This window comes from Cryobacterium mannosilyticum (assembly GCF_004402705.1).
GTDB classification, from domain to species: Bacteria; Actinomycetota; Actinomycetes; order Actinomycetales; family Microbacteriaceae; genus Cryobacterium; species Cryobacterium mannosilyticum.
Genome location: NZ_SOFM01000045.1, coordinates 1 through 15,544, shown reverse-complemented (window position 1 = coordinate 15,544; position 15,544 = coordinate 1). Strand labels below are relative to the sequence as shown.

The 15,544-nt window shown below is 71.7% G+C and carries 14 protein-coding genes; 4 read left to right on the top strand and 10 right to left on the bottom strand.

The features are described from left to right. Positions 1 to 9: 9 nt before the first annotated feature. The 4 genes from E3O32_RS14585 to E3O32_RS14570 are packed head-to-tail and all read right to left on the bottom strand — an operon-like array spanning position 10 to position 4,016. Positions 10 to 1,131, bottom strand: coding sequence for an ABC transporter ATP-binding protein (locus E3O32_RS14585; RefSeq protein ID WP_134510559.1), 1,122 nt, complete (start codon positions 1,129 to 1,131; stop codon positions 10 to 12). Continuing rightward, positions 1,128 to 2,039 carry an ABC transporter permease gene (locus E3O32_RS14580; RefSeq protein WP_134510558.1) on the bottom strand — a complete coding sequence of 304 codons (912 nt, stop codon included), beginning with the start codon at positions 2,037 to 2,039 and terminating at the stop codon, positions 1,128 to 1,130. The genes E3O32_RS14585 and E3O32_RS14580 overlap by 4 nt, the downstream gene beginning before the upstream one ends. Continuing rightward, complete coding sequence (locus tag E3O32_RS14575; protein ID WP_134510557.1) at positions 2,036 to 2,899, bottom strand: ABC transporter permease; 864 nt, start codon at positions 2,897 to 2,899, stop codon at positions 2,036 to 2,038. The genes E3O32_RS14580 and E3O32_RS14575 overlap by 4 nt, the downstream gene beginning before the upstream one ends. Then, a complete protein-coding gene (locus E3O32_RS14570) occupies positions 2,886 to 4,016 on the bottom strand; it encodes an ABC transporter substrate-binding protein (protein WP_134510556.1) in 1,131 nt (376 codons plus the stop codon). Before E3O32_RS14570 ends, E3O32_RS14575 begins: the two co-directional genes overlap by 14 nt. 300 nt (positions 4,017 to 4,316) lie before the next feature. Between E3O32_RS14570 and E3O32_RS14565 the strand changes: the two genes are divergently transcribed. After that, entirely contained in the window at positions 4,317 to 5,522 is a 1,206-nt protein-coding gene (locus E3O32_RS14565; protein WP_134510555.1) for a winged helix-turn-helix domain-containing protein, read from the top strand. An 84-nt stretch (positions 5,523 to 5,606) separates the two neighbouring features. On the opposite strand, the gene E3O32_RS14560 is transcribed toward E3O32_RS14565, so the two are convergent. Further along, positions 5,607 to 6,494, bottom strand: a complete 888-nt coding sequence (locus E3O32_RS14560) for a M48 family metalloprotease (protein ID WP_134510554.1) — start codon at positions 6,492 to 6,494, stop codon at positions 5,607 to 5,609. A gap of 12 nt (positions 6,495 to 6,506) precedes the next feature. Continuing rightward, the gene (locus tag E3O32_RS14555; protein ID WP_134510553.1) at positions 6,507 to 7,073 is read right to left on the bottom strand and encodes a LemA family protein; all 567 of its coding nucleotides are present in this window, start codon (positions 7,071 to 7,073) and stop codon (positions 6,507 to 6,509) included. 172 nt (positions 7,074 to 7,245) lie between these two features. Here E3O32_RS14555 and E3O32_RS14550 point away from each other — a divergent pair, with 172 nt between their 5' ends. Continuing rightward, positions 7,246 to 8,004, top strand: a complete 759-nt coding sequence (locus E3O32_RS14550; RefSeq protein WP_134510552.1) for an ABC transporter ATP-binding protein — start codon at positions 7,246 to 7,248, stop codon at positions 8,002 to 8,004. Then, positions 8,001 to 8,735: an ABC transporter permease gene (locus tag E3O32_RS14545; protein ID WP_134510551.1), complete on the top strand. Its 735-nt coding sequence runs from the start codon at positions 8,001 to 8,003 to the stop codon at positions 8,733 to 8,735. Before E3O32_RS14550 ends, E3O32_RS14545 begins: the two co-directional genes overlap by 4 nt. Positions 8,736 to 8,905: 170 nt before the next feature. Here E3O32_RS14545 and E3O32_RS14540 read toward each other — a convergent pair whose 3' ends face one another. From E3O32_RS14540 to E3O32_RS14525, 4 genes are read right to left on the bottom strand one after another with little or no spacing between them, the layout of a single operon-like run. Beyond that, on the bottom strand, positions 8,906 to 10,375 hold the full coding sequence (locus E3O32_RS14540) for a glycoside hydrolase family 1 protein (protein ID WP_134510550.1): 1,470 nt from the start codon (positions 10,373 to 10,375) through the stop codon (positions 8,906 to 8,908). Then, positions 10,372 to 11,685: a D-arabinono-1,4-lactone oxidase gene (locus E3O32_RS14535; protein ID WP_134510549.1), complete on the bottom strand. Its 1,314-nt coding sequence runs from the start codon at positions 11,683 to 11,685 to the stop codon at positions 10,372 to 10,374. Before E3O32_RS14535 ends, E3O32_RS14540 begins: the two co-directional genes overlap by 4 nt. Then, complete coding sequence (locus E3O32_RS14530) at positions 11,682 to 12,917, bottom strand: alanine racemase (protein WP_134510548.1); 1,236 nt, start codon at positions 12,915 to 12,917, stop codon at positions 11,682 to 11,684. Before E3O32_RS14530 ends, E3O32_RS14535 begins: the two co-directional genes overlap by 4 nt. Continuing rightward, positions 12,917 to 14,176 carry an MFS transporter gene (locus tag E3O32_RS14525; protein ID WP_134510547.1) on the bottom strand — a complete coding sequence of 420 codons (1,260 nt, stop codon included), beginning with the start codon at positions 14,174 to 14,176 and terminating at the stop codon, positions 12,917 to 12,919. Before E3O32_RS14525 ends, E3O32_RS14530 begins: the two co-directional genes overlap by 1 nt. A gap of 212 nt (positions 14,177 to 14,388) precedes the next feature. Here E3O32_RS14525 and E3O32_RS14520 point away from each other — a divergent pair. Further along, positions 14,389 to 15,544 (top strand): Ig-like domain-containing protein (locus tag E3O32_RS14520; RefSeq protein WP_241974994.1); only part of this gene is annotated, 1,156 nt, incomplete at its 3' end.

The window sequence follows — 15,544 nt, the reverse complement described above, 5'->3', positions numbered from 1 at the left end:
GCATGCCCGCTACCGGGAAACCGCGACCGCCTCGACCGAGACCGGGGCGCCGCAGAAGCGCAGCCGCACGCTGTCGCCGGGAACGGGCTGCACCCGCACGATGTGCTGCACCGACACCTCGGCGCCGTCGGCGAGCCGCACCCGGGTGCGGCGGAGCGAACCGTGGAAACTGGACGCGACAACGACGCCGGCCAGCCCGTCGCCGGAGAATTCGAGGTCTTCCGGCCGCACCAGGGCCAGCACGTCGCCGTCGGCCTGCGACGGGTCGACGAGCGGCAGTTTCGTGCCGTACAGCTCCGCGAAACCGTGGCGCACGACCCCGGCCAGCTGGTTGCTCAGGCCGACGAAGTCGGCGATGAACGGCGACGCCGGCCGGGAGTACAGGTCCTCCGGCGTGCCCACCTGCTCGATCCCGCCGTCGCGCATGACCGCGACCCGGTCGGCGACGGCGAGCGCCTCGTCCTGGTCGTGCGTGACGAACAGGGTGGTGATGCCCAGCTCGGTCTGGATCCGCCGGATCTCCTCGCGCAGGGTCACCCGCACCTTGGCGTCGAGCGCGGAGAGCGGCTCGTCGAGGAGGAGCACCCTCGGTTCGGTGACCAGGGCGCGGGCCAGCGCGACGCGTTGCTGCTGGCCGCCGGAGAGCTGGTGCGAGAACCGGTCGTAGTGGTCGTCGAGTCCGACGAGGGCGAGGGCCTCCCTCGCCCGGCTGCGACGGGCCGCGGCGGCGACCCCGCGCATCCGGAGGCCGAATTCGACGTTCTCCCCCGCGCTCAGGTGCGGGAAGAGCGAGTACGCCTGGAAGACCATGCCCATGTCGCGCCGGCTCGTCGGCAGCGTGGACACGTCGACCCCGTCGATCAGGATGGTGCCGGCATCCGTCGACTCGAGGCCGGCGAGTGCCCGCAGGGCCGTCGTCTTGCCGCTGCCGCTCGGGCCGAGCAGGGCGACGAACTCACCGGCGTGCAGGGTGAGGTCGAATCCGTTCAGCGCCCGATGGCCGCCGAAGTGCTTGGACACCCCGGAGAACTCGACCACCGCTCCGCGCCGCCCGGCCGGGCCGGCCGCCGTGGCGTTCGGGGGCTTCGGGGTGTTGCCGGTGCTGGCGGTGCTGATGGTGTTCCGGGTCATGGCCGGCCTCCGATGGGGCGTCGTCGTCGCGGGCGGGTGCGTTCGGCGCCGAGGCGGCCGATGAGGAGCAGGAGCAGGAACGCGAAGGTCAGGGCGAGCAGGGAGAAGATCACGGCCGTGTACGGGTCGGCCTTGCTGACCACGACGAGCGCGGTCTGCAGGTTCACCCGGCTCAGCAGGGAGGCGATGGTGAACTCGCCGAGCACCACGGCGACGGCGATGAACGCCCCGGCCAGGATGCCGCGGCGGAGGTTGGGCACGAGGACCCGGAACAGCACGCTCCCCCAGCCGGCGCCGAGGGTGCGGGCCGCCTCGCTGAGGGTGCGCACGTCGACACCGTCCAGGTTGGCCTGGATCGCCCGGTAGGCGTAGGGCAGCACGGTGATGCCGTAGGCGAATGCGAGCGTCCAGACGCCGCTGCCGGCGAGCCGAGAGAGCAGCGAGTAGACCGGGGCGAGGCCGACGACGAGCACGATCGCCGGGATGCTGATCGGCAGGATGCAGACGAACTCCATCACCCGTCGCAGCCGGGGAAAACGGATGTGCACCAGCAGCAGGGTGGGCACGAGCAGCAGGAGCACGATCAGCACGGTTCCCACGGCCAGGCCGACCGAGTTGCCGAGGGCGACGAGCACCTGCCGGTACTGCCCGGTCAGGCCGCCCTGGGCCAGGGCGATCCAGCGGGAGGCGTCGTGCCCGCCGCCGAGACCCTTGCGCAGGGTGAACTCGACCATGGCCACGACGGGGATGAGGAAGAACAGGCCGATCCCGCCCAGGAGAAGCGCCCGTACGGCGCGCGAAGGAGCGTGGGCGACGCCGCCCCGAGCGACCGGTCCCGGCCGGGCGCCGCGCCGGCTGACGCCCCGGGTGCCGTGACCGGTTGCACCGGCCTCCCGGACGACGGTCATCGCTGCCACCGGGCGGCCCTGGCCTGCAGGGCGGAGTAGCCGGCCATCACCACCACCATCACCAGGATCATCCCGAGCGCCAGCGCCCCGGCCAGGTTCTCCCGGCCGAGCAGGGTCTCGCTGGTGAGCGCGGATCGGATCTGCAACGGCACGATCTGGGATCCCTGGCTGGTCAGCGCCGCGGCCGTCGCGTAAGAGGAGAACGCGTTGGCGAAGAGCAGCAGCAGGCTGCCGAGGAAGGAGGGAGCGAGCACGGGGCCGGCGATCCGCAGCCAGTAGGTGGCGCGGCTGCCGCCGAGGGTCGCGTTGGCTTCGGCCCAGGTCGGTTTCAGCGCCTGGAGGGCGGGCATGAAGGTGATGATCATCAACGGCACCTGGAAGTAGAGGTAGGGCAGCACCAGCCCGGGCAGCTCGTAGAGCCAGACGCCGTCGGCGAAGATGTCCACACCGAAGGTGTCGCGCAGGAAGAGCGTGACCATGCCCTGGATGCCGATGGTCGCCACGAACGCGAAGGCGAGCATGACCCCGCCGAACTGGGCGAGCACGCCGCTGAGCGAATCGACCACGGCGCGGAGCGCGCCGTCGGGCCGGGCGCCGAGCAGGCCGTAGCAGGCGATCGCGCCGACGAGGGCGCCGATCACCGAGGTCAGGGCGGAGAGCGCGAACGAGTTGCCGAAGGCACCCAGCACCACCGGGTTGCCGAGGGCGGCCACCGTGTCGAGGGTGAACGCGCCGGACGTGTCGAAGAACCCGGTGCCGACGGCGATCAGGGTCGGCACGACGAGGAAGAGGAGCACATAAACCGCGAACGGCAGCAGCCCGAAGGCCGCTGCCGTTTTGCGGAGGCTACTGGACAGCAGCGGCCCACTTCGTTCCGAGCAGGGCGGCGCCGGCGGCGCTCTGCTCCTTGGTCGGCACCACGGTCTCGGCGGGGGCCTCGGGGAGGGCGCCGAGCAGTTTCGCGTCGATGGTGCCCGCGGCGGTCATCGCCTCGGCGCGGACGGGACGTGCCCCGCCGCCGAGCCACAGGTTCTGGCCCTCGTCGCTGTAGAGGAACTCCTGCCACAGCCGGGCGGCGGCCGGGTGCGGGGCATCCTTGCTCACGGCCTGGTTGTAGTAGCCGGCGTAGCCGGTGCCGCTGAAGACGACGACCTTCCAGTTGCGCTGGCCGTCGAGCTTCTTTCCGTAGCCCACGTTGAGGTAATCCCAGTCGAGTACGACGGGGGTCTCGCCCGAGGCGATGGTGGCCGGGGTCGGGTCGATCTTGACGAAGTTGCCGGCCGCGTTCAGCTTGCTGAAGAAGTCGACGCCGGGCTGGAAGTCATCGACCGTGCCCCCGTTCTGCACGCTTGCCATGCCGACGGCGGCGAATGCGGCCCCGGCCTGGGTCGGATCGCCGTTGATGGCGACCTTGCCCTTGTACGCGGCGCCGAGCAGGTCGCCGAGCTTCTTCGGCGCAGGAACGGCGTCGGGGTCGTAGCCCACGGCCAGGTATCCGCCGTAGTCGCCGGTGTAGAGTCCGCTCGCCTCCTTGAGGGCGTCGGGGATGTCGGCCCAGGTGGCCACCTGGTACGGCGCGAAGCGGTCGGTGCTGGAAAGGGCGACGGCCAGGCCCAGGTCGAAGACGTCGGGGGCGGTGTCCTGGCCCTTGAGGGTGTCGGCGGCCTGGATCTCCTCGGCGCTCGAGCCGTCCGGCGAGGCCTCGTTGATCGTGATCTCGGGGTACTTCTTGGTGAACGCGTCGAGCACGGCGCCGTAGTTGGCCCAGTCACGCGGCAACGCGATGACGTTGAGGCTGCCCTCCGCCTTGGCGGCGGTTTCGAGGGCAGGCAGGTCGCCGAAGGCGCTCAGGCTGGTGGCCGTGGCGGCGTCGGTCGTGCCGGTGCCGCTCGCTTGGGCGCCGGAGCATCCGGTGAGGCCGATCGCGAGTATGGCCGTGGCGGCCAGGGACGCGACCAGGGTGCGTGTGGTGATCAAGTTGTCCTCCGTCGGACCAGCGACGGGCCGCACGCGGATGGGCGCGCGCAGTTGTGTGCCGGGTTGCTGGTCATCGCGAGACTAGGAGGCGCGGTCGACCGACGTGCGGCACCCGCCTGAACGGCACGTGAATGCTGGGCGACGGATGCCGCGCCGGCCGCTCGGTGCCGGCCAGACGCACCGGGATGGAGTTTTTCGCGACGCGCCGCGATCCGCGGCGCCGCAGCCGGCGCGCCGCGAGAATCTCCATCCCGAACGTCGTGGACGACAGAAAGGGAGCCGGGCAGTAGGGTCGATCTGATGGTCCAGTCAGTCTCCCCCGCGCTCGCTCGCCGCGTCGCGCTGGCCGCCCAGGGTTTCGGCCGCCGGTCCGCGGCGCTGCCCGGCATCCGTCAGCTGGATGCCCTCGTGAACCGGATCGAGCTGCTGCAGATCGACTCGGTGAACGTCTTCGAGCGCAGCCACTACCTGCCGGCGTTCAGTCGTCTCGGCGGCTACGACAAGGCGCAGCTCGACCGGCTGACCAGCGGTCGTGAGGCACGGTTCACCGAGTACTGGGCGCACGAGGCGTCGTTCCTGCCGCTGGACACCTGGCCGCTGTTCGGCTGGCGGATGCAGCACTACCGTGACCTGGCCGCCGGCACGCCCGACAGCTGGGCCGCCGGCAACCGGCCGATGCTGGACTGGCTGCTCGCCGAGCTGGCCGAGAAGGGTCCGTTGCCGGCCAGTGCGATCGAGCACGACGCGAACAAGCGCAGCGGCCCCTGGTGGGGCTGGTCCGATGTGAAGACCGGGCTGGAAGTGCTCTTCCGCTGGGGCGATGTGGTCAGCGCCGGACGGCAGCGCTTCGAACGGGTCTACGGGCTGCCGGAGCAGGTGTTCCCCACGGAGTTGCTCGGTCGGCAGGTCAATAAGGGCGATGCCCACCGGGAGCTGATCAGCCGGTCCGCGCGCGCCCACGGCATCGGCACGGCGAAGGACTTCGCGGACTACTTCCGGTTGAAGTCGACGCCGGCGGCGGCGGCCATCCGCGAGCTCGAGGATGCCGGGGAGCTGATCCCGGTGGAGGTCGCCGGCTGGGGCAGGGGCGGCACTGCCGGAGCGGCCTGGCTCCACCGGGACGCCAGACTCCCCCGCCGGGTGGACGCCGCCGCGGTGCTCTCCCCGTTCGACCCCGTCGTCTGGGAACGGGCGCGGGCGCTGCGCCTGTTCGACTTCCACTACCGGATCGAGATCTACACTCCGCAGCCCCGGCGCGTGTTCGGCTACTACGTGCTGCCGGTGCTGCTCGGCGACACGATCGTCGGCCGGGTGGACCTGAAGAACGACCGCCAGTCGGGGGTGCTGCGGGTGCAGGCCGCGTGGGCCGAGCCGGATGCCCCGGCCGACACCGCCGGACGCCTCGCCGCCGTGCTGCGGGAGACCGCCGCCTGGCAAGGGTTGGACGAGATCGCGGTGGCCCAGCGCGGCACCCTCGCCGCCGGCCTGGCCGCGGAGTTGAACTGATCTGACCTGACGTGACCCGACTCGGCGCGGTCTCGACGGGCTCGACCACCGGTGATCGAGCCTGCCGAGATCAGGTCCGGGCGATCAGAACTTGCGGCCCATGGTGTGCAGTCGTTCGATCCGGTCGTCGATCGGCGGGTGGGTGCTGAACAGCTTCGCCATCATGCCGGGCTTCAGCGGGTTGGCGATCCACAGGTGCGCCATCGAGGAGTTCTGCTTTCGCATCGGGCGCCCGTACGTCTCCAGCTTGGCCAGCGCGCTCGCGAGGGCGTCGGGGTGCCGGGTGGTCAGCGCGCTGGTCGCATCCGCGAGGTATTCGCGCTGCCGGGACACGGCCAGCTGCACCATGCTCGCCACGAGCGGCGCCACGATGATCGCGACCAGCCCGAACACCATGACGATCGGGTTGCCGTTGTTGTTGTTGTTGCGGCCGAAGAACGCCATCCGCAGGAACATGTCCGAGATGAAGCCGACGGCGACGACGAGTCCGAAGACCACCATCGACAGCCGGATGTCGTAGTTGCGCACGTGGCCGAGTTCGTGCGCCATCACGCCCTCGAACTCGGAGTCGTCCATGATCTCCAGCAGCCCGGTCGTCGCCGCGACGATCGCATGCTGCGGGTCGCGGCCGGTCGCGAACGCGTTCGGCGCCGGGTCGCTGATCACGTAGATCTCGGGCATCGGGGTGCCCGTGGTGATCGACAGGTTCTCGACGATGTTCCAGAGCCGCGGATGCTCCGCCTTGCTGTTGACGCGGATGCCGCCGCTCATCGCCACGGCCTGGCGCCCCGCCAGGTAGTACTGCACCAGGGCGTACCCGCTCGCCACGACGAGGGTGAGGATCAGGATGCCGTAGCTGCCCGGGGGGCTGTAGACCGCGTTCGCGATCCAGCCGAGCCCGGCGATGAGTGCCAGGAACAGGATGATGATGAAGACCGTGTTGCGCTTATTGCGCGCGATGGCGCTGTACATCGACGCCCGCCGTTAGAACTGCACGCGAGGCGGCTCCGCGATGGCGGCGGAGTCGGACACCTCGAAGAAGTCACGCTGGGTGAAGCCGAGGTTCTTGGCGATGAGGTTGTTGGGGAAGACCTGGATCTTCGTGTTGAGTTCGCGAACCCCGCCGTTGTAGAACCGGCGTGACGCCTGGATCTTGTCCTCGGTGTCGACAAGTTCGGCCTGGAGCTGCAGGTAGTTCTGGCTCGCCTGCAGTTGCGGGTAGGCCTCGGCGACGGCGAAGATGCTCTTCAGCGCGGTCTGCATGTGGTTCTCGGCGGCGGCCGCGTCGGCCGGCCCCTGGGCGCTCAGCGTCTCGGCGCGAGCCCTCGTGACGTTCTCGAAGACCGCCTTCTCGTGCGCGGCGTAGCCCTTGACCGTTTCGATCAGGTTGGGGATGAGGTCGGCCCGCCGCTTCAGCTGCACGGTGATGTCGCTCCACGCCTCGTCCACCCGCACCTTGAGGGTGACGAGGGAGTTATAGGTGGCCCAGAGGTAGATCCCGATGATGGCGACGAGGGCAACAACGATGAGGACCGGGATGAGCCATTCCATGGCAGCGTCTCCTTGAGATAAGCGGGGCGGGCAGAGGCCCGGGGCACCGTGACTTGCGATGCACGCCCATCATAACCGCGCGCCCTGAGGCTCCCATGCACTTCCCATGACACTCCAAGAATCGCCGTCCGCGGAGGATGACTTCCGTGCCTGATCGGCGAATAATGTGACCATGGTGCACAAAGCCGCTCCCGCTGTCGTGGTGCGCGACCTGCATGCCCGCCGGGGAAAGCATCCGGTGCTGCACGGACTGAGCCTCTCCGTGCCCCGCGGCCTGGTCGTCGGCCTGATCGGGCCGAGCGGATGCGGCAAAACCACCCTGATGCGCTCGATCGTGGGGGTGCAGATCGTGCAGTCCGGGGAGGTCACCGTGCTGGGCCGGGCGGCGGGCACCGCGTCGCTGCGCGGCCGGGTCGGCTACGTCACCCAGGACGCGAGCGTGTACGACGACCTCACCGTGCGCCAGAACCTGGCATACTTCGCCGCCGTGCTGGGCGCGACCCGCGACGACATCGACCGGGTGATCGAGGCCACCGACCTGGCCGCGAATGCCGGCCAGCTGGCCGGCTCGCTCTCCGGCGGGCAGCGCAGCCGGGTGTCCCTGGCCGGCGCCCTCCTCGGCTCCCCCGAACTCCTCGTGCTCGACGAGCCGACCGTGGGCCTCGACCCCGTGCTGAGGGCGGAACTGTGGGCCCTGTTCCATCGTCTGGCCGCCACGGGGACGAGCCTGCTCGTGTCCAGCCATGTGATGGACGAGGCGAGCCGCTGCGACCGGCTGCTGCTGATGCGGCACGGCGAGGTCCTCGCCGACGACACCCCGGCCGGCCTGCTCTCCTCGACGGGCACCCACGACGTGGAGGCGGCGTTCCTCGCCCTGATCGCCGCGCATCCGTCGCCCGACCCGGCCGCCCGGGAAGCCGGCGACCTGTGAACCCGCGCCGCACCCTGGCCACCGCCGGGCGCGTTCTCAGCCAGATCCGCCACGACCCGCGCACGATCGTGTTGCTGCTCGTGGTGCCGAGCCTGCTGATCGGCCTGCTGGCTTGGATCTTCTCGGACACCCCGGTGTTCGACACGGTCGGCCCGGCGATGATCGCACTGTTCCCGTTCATCGTGATGTTCCTGGTCACGAGCATCACCACCCTGCGGGAACGACGGACGGGCACGCTCGAGCGGCTGCTGTCGATGCCGCTCGGCAAGGGCGACTTCATCCTCGGGTACACGTTGGCGTTCGGACTGCTCGCGGTGCTGCAGTCCGCGGTCGCGGTGGGCTACTCGGTCTGGGTCTGCGGCCTGTCGATCACGGGATCGGTCTGGCTGCTGCTCGCGGTCGCGGTCGCCGACGCCGTGCTCGGCACGGCCCTCGGCCTGCTCGCCAGCGCGTTCGCGCGCACCGAATTCCAGGTCGTGCAGTTCATGCCGGCGCTGGTCTTCCCGCAGATCCTGCTCGGTGGGATCTTCCTGCCGCGCGACCAGCTGCCGGATGCCCTCCGCGCCATCAGCGACTGGCTCCCGCTCTCGCACGCGATCGACGCGCTGCAGGCCGTCGCGAATGATTCCCAGGATGCCGCGTATGTCGGCGGTGAACTGCTGATCATCGGGGCGTGGATCGTCGGCGCGGTCGTGCTCGGCTCGATCACCCTGCGCCGCCGCACCCCGTAGCCTCCCCCGTCCCCTCCCCACCCTCGACCTCGAGACCCCAGCCAACCGGCTGAACCAGCTGCTCCTCGCAGCATAAAACCCCGCGTTGCTTCCACCACTTGACATTGCCGGGCGGCAACGGTGCCGAAGTCACAGTTCGGCGGGGAGAGCGGGCCGAAAAGCGGGGTGGGTCAGCGGGCGGCGAGCACCTGCTGGAGCCAGCGGTAGGAGGACTTGGGGGTGCGCCGGCGGTTTCCGTCGGCGAAGTCGACGTGCACAAGGCCATAGCGCTGGGTGTAGCCGGCCGTCCACTCGAAGCCGTCGAGGAGGGACCGCACCAGGTAGCCGCGCAGGTCGACGCCCTCGGCGACGCCCCCGGGCGCGACGGCGTCGAGGGCCGCGCTGAGGTGCTCGGCGAGGTAGTCGATCCGGGCCGGGTCGTCGACGACGCCGTACCGGTCCGCCGCGTCGGGGAACCCGGCGCCGCTCGCGGTGATGTAGACCGGCGGAAGCCGGTCGCCGTAGCGGGTGTGCAGTTCGCCGAGGGCCACAGCCAGGTATTCGGGGGCGACGGCCGCCCCGGCCCCGGTGACCGGGAACTCCCGGAACGGGGTGACGTGGAACGGGAACGACACGGTCGTCTCCGGCTTCGCCGGGGCGCGCGGCGGGCCGGCCGGGGTCGTCGCCGCGGCCGGCCCGGCCTTGATCCGGGACGGCTGCAGGTAGTTGAGCCCGTAGAAGTCGAGCGGCTGGTGGATGGTGGAGAGGTCGTCCGGGTCGGTTTCGAGGAGCATCCGCAGGTCGAGCGCATAGGGCTCGGGCGGCTCGGGGTAGCGGCCGAGCAGCACCGCGTCGGCGAAGAGCCGGTTGTGCAGCACGTCGAACAGTTCGGCCGCGACCTCATCGGCCTCCCGGCCGCTGTCGGCCTGCACGGGAGTGTGCAGGTTGGCGATGCCGATCCGGCCGCGCACGTCGGCCGCCCGCAGCGCCTGCACGGCCAGGCCGTGGCCGAGGAGCTGATGGTGAGCGGCCGGCAGGGCGGCGAAGCGGCGGGTCTCCCCCGGCGCATCCGTGCCGAGCGCATACCCGTTCAGGAAGACGGTGGCCGGGTCGTTCACGGTGAGCCAGGAGTCGATCCGGTCGCCGAAGACCTCGCCGAGCATGTGCGCGTAGTCGCCGAAGCGCAGCGCGGTGTCGCGACCGAGCCAGCCGCCGCGGAGCCGGAGCGGCGTGTCCCAGTGGAACAGCGTCGCCATCGGGCTGATCCCGGCGGCGAGCAGGCCGTCCAGCAGCCGGTCGTAGAAGGCCAGCCCGGTGCGGCTGAGCGCGCCCCGGCCGTCGGGTTGCACCCGTGACCAGGCGAAGGAGAACCGGTAGACGTCGGCGCCCAGCTCGCGGAGCAGGGTCAGGTCTTCGTCGAGCTTGTGGAAGTGGTCGGCGGCGACGGATGCGTTCGAGCCGTCCACGATCCGGCCCGCCGCGCGGGTGAACGGGTCCCAGCTCGACTCGCCCCGCCCTTCGTCCCTGGCGCCGCCCTCGATCTGGAACGCGGACGTTGCCGTGCCGATGACGAAGCCGGCGGGCAGCCGGTCGCCGAGTTCGCGGGCGCGGTGGGGCCAGGCCCTCGCCGCGGGGGTGTTGCCTGCCGGTTTGGTGCTCATCGACCCAGGACTCTTTCCAGATAGCTGTTGCTGAAGCGGCGCTCCGGGTCGAGCCTGTCACGCACCTGGAGGAAATCCGTAAACCGGGGGTAGGCCGGGCGGAGCGTCTCCGCGTCGCGGTAGTGCATCTTGCCCCAGTGCGGGCGCCCGTCGTGTGCCCGCATGATCGCCTCGACGGCGTGGAAATACTCGGCCGGGTCTTCCCGGTGGTACCGGTGCACGGCGATGTAACCGGTCTCCCGGCCCTGCGCGGTGGAGAGCCACAGTTCGTCGGCGGCGGCCGACCGCACCTCGAGCGGGAAGGAGATGCGCCAGCCGCGGGCGTCGATCAGCGCCCGCACCTCGCGGAGGGCGGCTGGAACCAGGTGCCGGGGCAGCGCGTACTCCATCTCGTGGAAGCGCACGGTGCGGCGGGAGACGAAGACGCGGTGGGAGGCATCCGTGTACTCGCGGCGGCCGGCGAGCCGTTCGGCCAGCCGGTTGAAGCCGGGCACCAGACCGGGCAGCGCCGTGCCGGCGGCGCAGATCCCCCGGTAGGCGCCGTTGGCGAACAGCTCGTCGTCGACCCAGCGGGAGAGCCGGCCGACCGGCGCCCTGGCCGCGTCCCCGGGCAGCCGGGTGTTGCTCTTTGTCAGGGCGCTGCCGGTGTGCGGGAACCAGTAGAACTCGAAGTGGTCCACCGTGCGGGAGCGGTCGAGGTACCCCTCGAGCACCTCCTCGAGCGGCTCGGCGGCCTCGACCGCGTGCAGCAGGAAGCGGGGCACGCATTGCACGGTGACGTCGACGAGGATGCCGAGGGCCCCCAGCCCGAGCCGGGCCGCCGGCAACAGCTCGGCGTTCTCGGCGGCGTTGACGCGGAGCAGGCCGCCGTCGGCGGTGACCAGGGTCACCGCCGTGATCTGGGTTGCCAGCCCGCCGAAGCCGCCGCCGGTGCCGTGGGTGCCGGTGGAGGTGGCCCCGGCGATGCTCTGCCGGTCGATGTCGCCCAGGTTGGCCAGGGCGAGCCTGTGGGGCGCGAGCAGGGCGGGAAGCTGGTGCAGCCGGGTGCCGGCGGCCAGGGTGACCTGGTCCAGGGATTCGTCCACGGCGACCAGGCCGGAGAGGTCGTTCAGGTCGAGCTGCACCCCGGGGGCCACGGCGATGCCCGAAAAGCTGTGGCCGGAGCCGACGGCCTTGATCCTGAGGCCGGCCGCGGCGGCGGCCTGAACCGCACGCTGCACGGCGCCGACGCTCGCCGGGCGTTCCACCCGCACCGGCCGGACCGACTCGCTGCCGGACCAGTTGCTCCACCGGGCACCGCTCGCGCTCACAGGAACGCCTTCCCTTCGCCGCGGTAGGTGGGCAGCAGGTCGACCACCTGGCCGTCGTCGACCACCGCGAACTCGTTCACGTGCTCGCTGGGCTCGCCGGACTTGGTGTGCCGCAGCCACACCCGGTCGCCGACCCGCAGTCCGGCGGCGGCGGCGCCGGTGACCGGTGACTGCACCTCGCCGGCCATTTCCCGCGGCAGGAACGCGAGGCCCTCCGGCCAGACCGGCAGCGGGCTGCGGTCGGGACCGGGCGGCCCGGAGGCGATCCAACCGCCGCCGAGCAGGGTCGCGGTCGCGGCGGTCGGCTTGCGCACGACGGAGAGGGCGAACGCGGCGGCCGGCGCCGGCCGGAAATCGGAATAGTGGTCGAAGAGGTGCCCGCCGAAGAACCCGCTGCCGGCGGCGATGTCGGTGACCGAGGCGTCGGCGCGGGTGCTTTCCAGCGACCCGGTGCCGCCGCCGTTGACGAACTCGAGGTTCGCGACCTCCCGCACCGCCGCGACCGCGGCGGCCCGGCGCGCGGCCAGTTCCTCGCTCGAGCGGCGGCGCATCCAGCGGATGGCGACACCTCCGAGCGGCCGGCCGACCGGCCGGTCGCCGACCCCGGCGATCTGCGCCTCGTAGCCCATCAGCCCGACGAGGCTGAAACCTGGCCGGGCGGCGATGCCGGCGGCCAGGGCGCGGGCCTGGCCGACCGTGTGAACGGGCGAGCGGTGGACGCCCAGGCGGCCGAGCACGGGCGCGTCCCAGCCGGCGTCCAGTTCGAGGCAGAGCCGGATGGTCTCCCGCCGTCCCGGAGGGAGGACGGCGTCGATGAAGTCGAGATGGTCGAGCGAATCGACCATCAGGGTGACCCGCCCGGCGAGCTCCGGCGACCGGCCGAGAGCCAGGATCGCCCCGCTGTCGGCGGTCGGGTAGCCGACGACGATGTCGGTCATCGTGTCGGCCAGCCAGAGCGCCTCCGCCAGCGTGTAGGCGAGCAGCCCCTGATAGCCCGGCACGGCGAGGATCGCCTCGATCACACCGCGCACCCGGATCGACTTGGTCGCGACCCGGATCGGGCTGCCGGCCGCGCGGGTGAGCAGGTCGGCGGTGTTGTGCCGGAGGGCGCCGAGGTGCAGCGCGGCGACGGGGGTGCCGAGGCCGGAGGTGGCCTCGGTGAGGGCTGGCCAGTAGCGGTCCGGGGTCAGCCACGGCGCGGCATCCGTCGTGACGGCCAGGTCGATGCCCATCAGCGCACCGCCGTGACCTTCTCCACGGCGATCGCCCCGGCGAAGGCGCACAGCCCGGCCAGCACGAAGAGTCCCGGGAAGCCGAATGCCGCCACGACGCCCGCGCCGAGCAGCGGCGCGACGGCCTGCGGCACCGCGGTGGCGATGTTCATGATGCCGAGGTCCTTGCCGCGCGTGGCCGGGTCGGGCAGCACCTGGGTGGCCAGCGCCTGGTCGACCGACAGGAAGGCCCCATAGCCGAGGCCGAGGATTCCCGCGGCCACCATCGCCGCGGGCAGCGCGGGGATGAACGCGAGCATGACCGCGGCGACGCCCTGCAGCCCCGCCGCAACGAAGACGAACAGCTTGCGCCGGTTCAGCACGTCGCTCAGGCGTCCGAAGCCGATCGACGCCACGATCACGAAGACCATGTAGACCAGCGTCAGCAGGATCAGGTCGTCCTCGGCGTCAGCGTCGCCCAGCCCGAACATCAGGAAGTACAGCAGCAGGGTGGTGCCGAGGGCGTTCCCGAGACTGACGAGCACCCGGCTGAGCAGGGTCCAGCCGAAGTCCGGATGCTCGCGCGGGCTGATCCACAGGCCCTCCACGACCCCGCGAAGGGTCAGTCGCTCGTGCCGGGCGGGCAACACCGCGTCGGGCAGCAGCAGGAACGGGATGGTGAGACAGAGCAGCAGCGCCGCCACGACCGCGTACCCGGCGAATTGGCCGGTGAACAGCATGGTGACCAGCAGCAGGCCCAGGATCGTGCCGATGGCCTGCGGCGCGGACAGCCAGCCCGACACGAATCCGCGCTGGGACACCGGGACCTGGTCGGAGATGGTCGCGGTGAGCGCGGCCGTCAGCACGCAGAAACCGGTGAGCGCCAGCGCCCAGCACACGCCGATGCCGACGAGGGTCACCTGCAGGCCGAGCAGCAGCAGGGCCGCCGCGAACAGCACCGCCCCGCCGGCGATCCAGGGCCGGCGGCGGCCGAACCTGCTCGTGGTGCGATCGGAGAGCGCCCCCGCCAGCGGATAGGCCACGATGGCGCAGGCTCCGGCGATGCCGGAGATGACACCGAACGCCACGACGCTGTCGATCCAGTGCTCCGGGTGCAGCCGGCGGTCGATCTGCGCGGGCAGCAGCAACTGGATCGGGGTGAGCTGAGCCATCCAGATGCCGAGCCAGGCCGTGGCGAAGGCGGCGATCCACCGGCCCGGCACCCGCCGGGTGGGTTCGGCGAGGACGGCGACGACCGTGGTTCCGCCGGCGCCGGTCATCCGGCGTCCGGGCGCCCCAGGCGGGACGGCAGGAAGGGGCGGGCCGGAACCATGAGAGACCTCACTCTTCGCCGAAAAGGAGCGGGACGTTCGACCCTGACGTCAGTATGCACCATGCCCGGAGATAACGAATCTGCCGCGTCGGAGACACGCGGGGTCACTGATGTTGACTTTTGCGGCCATGACCCCTGAAATGGTGACAGGGGGAATTCATGCTTCGGTCTCGCTTCGCCGTATCGCGCCTCACGGACGCGCGACAGGGCCGCCGATCGAACCCGCGCCGGGCCGCCGCATCCGCTCTCGGCCTGGTGCTTGTGCTGGGGTTCGGAGTGTGCGCCGCGGCCCCCGCCCAAGCCGGCCAGCCGCGGGCCGTGCAGTCCGTCCCGGCCGACCCTGCGCCCACGCCGACCCCGTCGCCGGCCCCGACCCCGCGAGACACCGCCGCGGCGGTCGCCCCGACCATCGACAGCCCGCAGGCCGGCAGTTTCGTCGGCAGCGGAAGCACCACGGTGTCCGGCACCCGGGAGGCCGGCCAGGAGATCCAGCTGCTGTCCCCCACCGGCGACGACCCGCTCTGCATCGTGGCCGCCGGCCCGTCCACCGCCTGGACCTGCACCCGAGTGCCGCTGCCGAGCGGACCGTCCGTGCCCCTGCGGGTCGTCGTCACCGGGCAACCCGCCCTCGCTGCCGAGCAGACCATCGCGGTACTCGCGGCGCCGAGCGTCAGCGGCGGGCCCACCGGCGGCGGCGCCTCGAACGGCGTCGTACGCGGGAACGGTTATCCGAACGCATCCGTCATCACCGAGTTGAGCAGCGGCCAACGGTGCACCTCCACCGCCGACGGGGCCGGCGCCTGGTCGTGCACCTTCGGCGGCGGCCTGGCCGGCGGCCCGGTCGACGTGACCGCGGTGCAGCAGACCTCGTTCAGCCTGCCCTCCTCCTCCAACTCCAGCGCCCCCGTCACGCTCCGGTTCGACGTCGACGCCCCCGCCGCCCCGGGGCTGGCCTCCCCCGCCGACTCGGCGCGGGTGCCGCTGAGCGGGGCCAGCTATGAGGGTGCGGGTGAGGACGGCGCGACCGTCACGGTCTTCGCCGGGCCGTATTCGGTGTGCACGGCCCGGGTCTCCGGGGGCGTCTGGCGCTGCACCGCCGGCGGAGTCGCCGCCGGCTCCTACCAGGTGCGCGCCGTGCAGCAGGATCCGGCCGGCAACATGAGCAGCGGCAGCCCGGCGAGGACCGTGTTCTACGGCGACGCAGCGGCGACGGCGCCGCCCTCGAGCGGCGGGGGTGCGGCCGCCGCGGCACCGCCGACCGGGGCCGGCGACGACGCGACGACTGCCCCGCCGGCACAGCCCGCGCGGCCGCCGG

Bases quoted from the DNA above. Each gene is read 5' to 3' on its own strand.
- E3O32_RS14585 (WP_134510559.1), bottom strand. From the start codon at position 1,131: ATGACCCGGAACACCATCAGCACCGCCAGCACCGGCAACACCCCGAAG.
- E3O32_RS14580 (WP_134510558.1), bottom strand. From the start codon at position 2,039: ATGACCGTCGTCCGGGAGGCCGGTGCAACCGGTCACGGCACCCGGGGC.
- E3O32_RS14565 (WP_134510555.1), top strand. From the start codon at position 4,317: ATGGTCCAGTCAGTCTCCCCCGCGCTCGCTCGCCGCGTCGCGCTGGCC.
- E3O32_RS14560 (WP_134510554.1), bottom strand. From the start codon at position 6,494: ATGTACAGCGCCATCGCGCGCAATAAGCGCAACACGGTCTTCATCATC.
- E3O32_RS14555 (WP_134510553.1), bottom strand. From the start codon at position 7,073: ATGGAATGGCTCATCCCGGTCCTCATCGTTGTTGCCCTCGTCGCCATC.
- E3O32_RS14550 (WP_134510552.1), top strand. From the start codon at position 7,246: ATGGTGCACAAAGCCGCTCCCGCTGTCGTGGTGCGCGACCTGCATGCC.
- E3O32_RS14540 (WP_134510550.1), bottom strand. From the start codon at position 10,375: ATGAGCACCAAACCGGCAGGCAACACCCCCGCGGCGAGGGCCTGGCCC.
- E3O32_RS14530 (WP_134510548.1), bottom strand. From the start codon at position 12,917: ATGGGCATCGACCTGGCCGTCACGACGGATGCCGCGCCGTGGCTGACC.
- E3O32_RS14525 (WP_134510547.1), bottom strand. From the start codon at position 14,176: ATGACCGGCGCCGGCGGAACCACGGTCGTCGCCGTCCTCGCCGAACCC.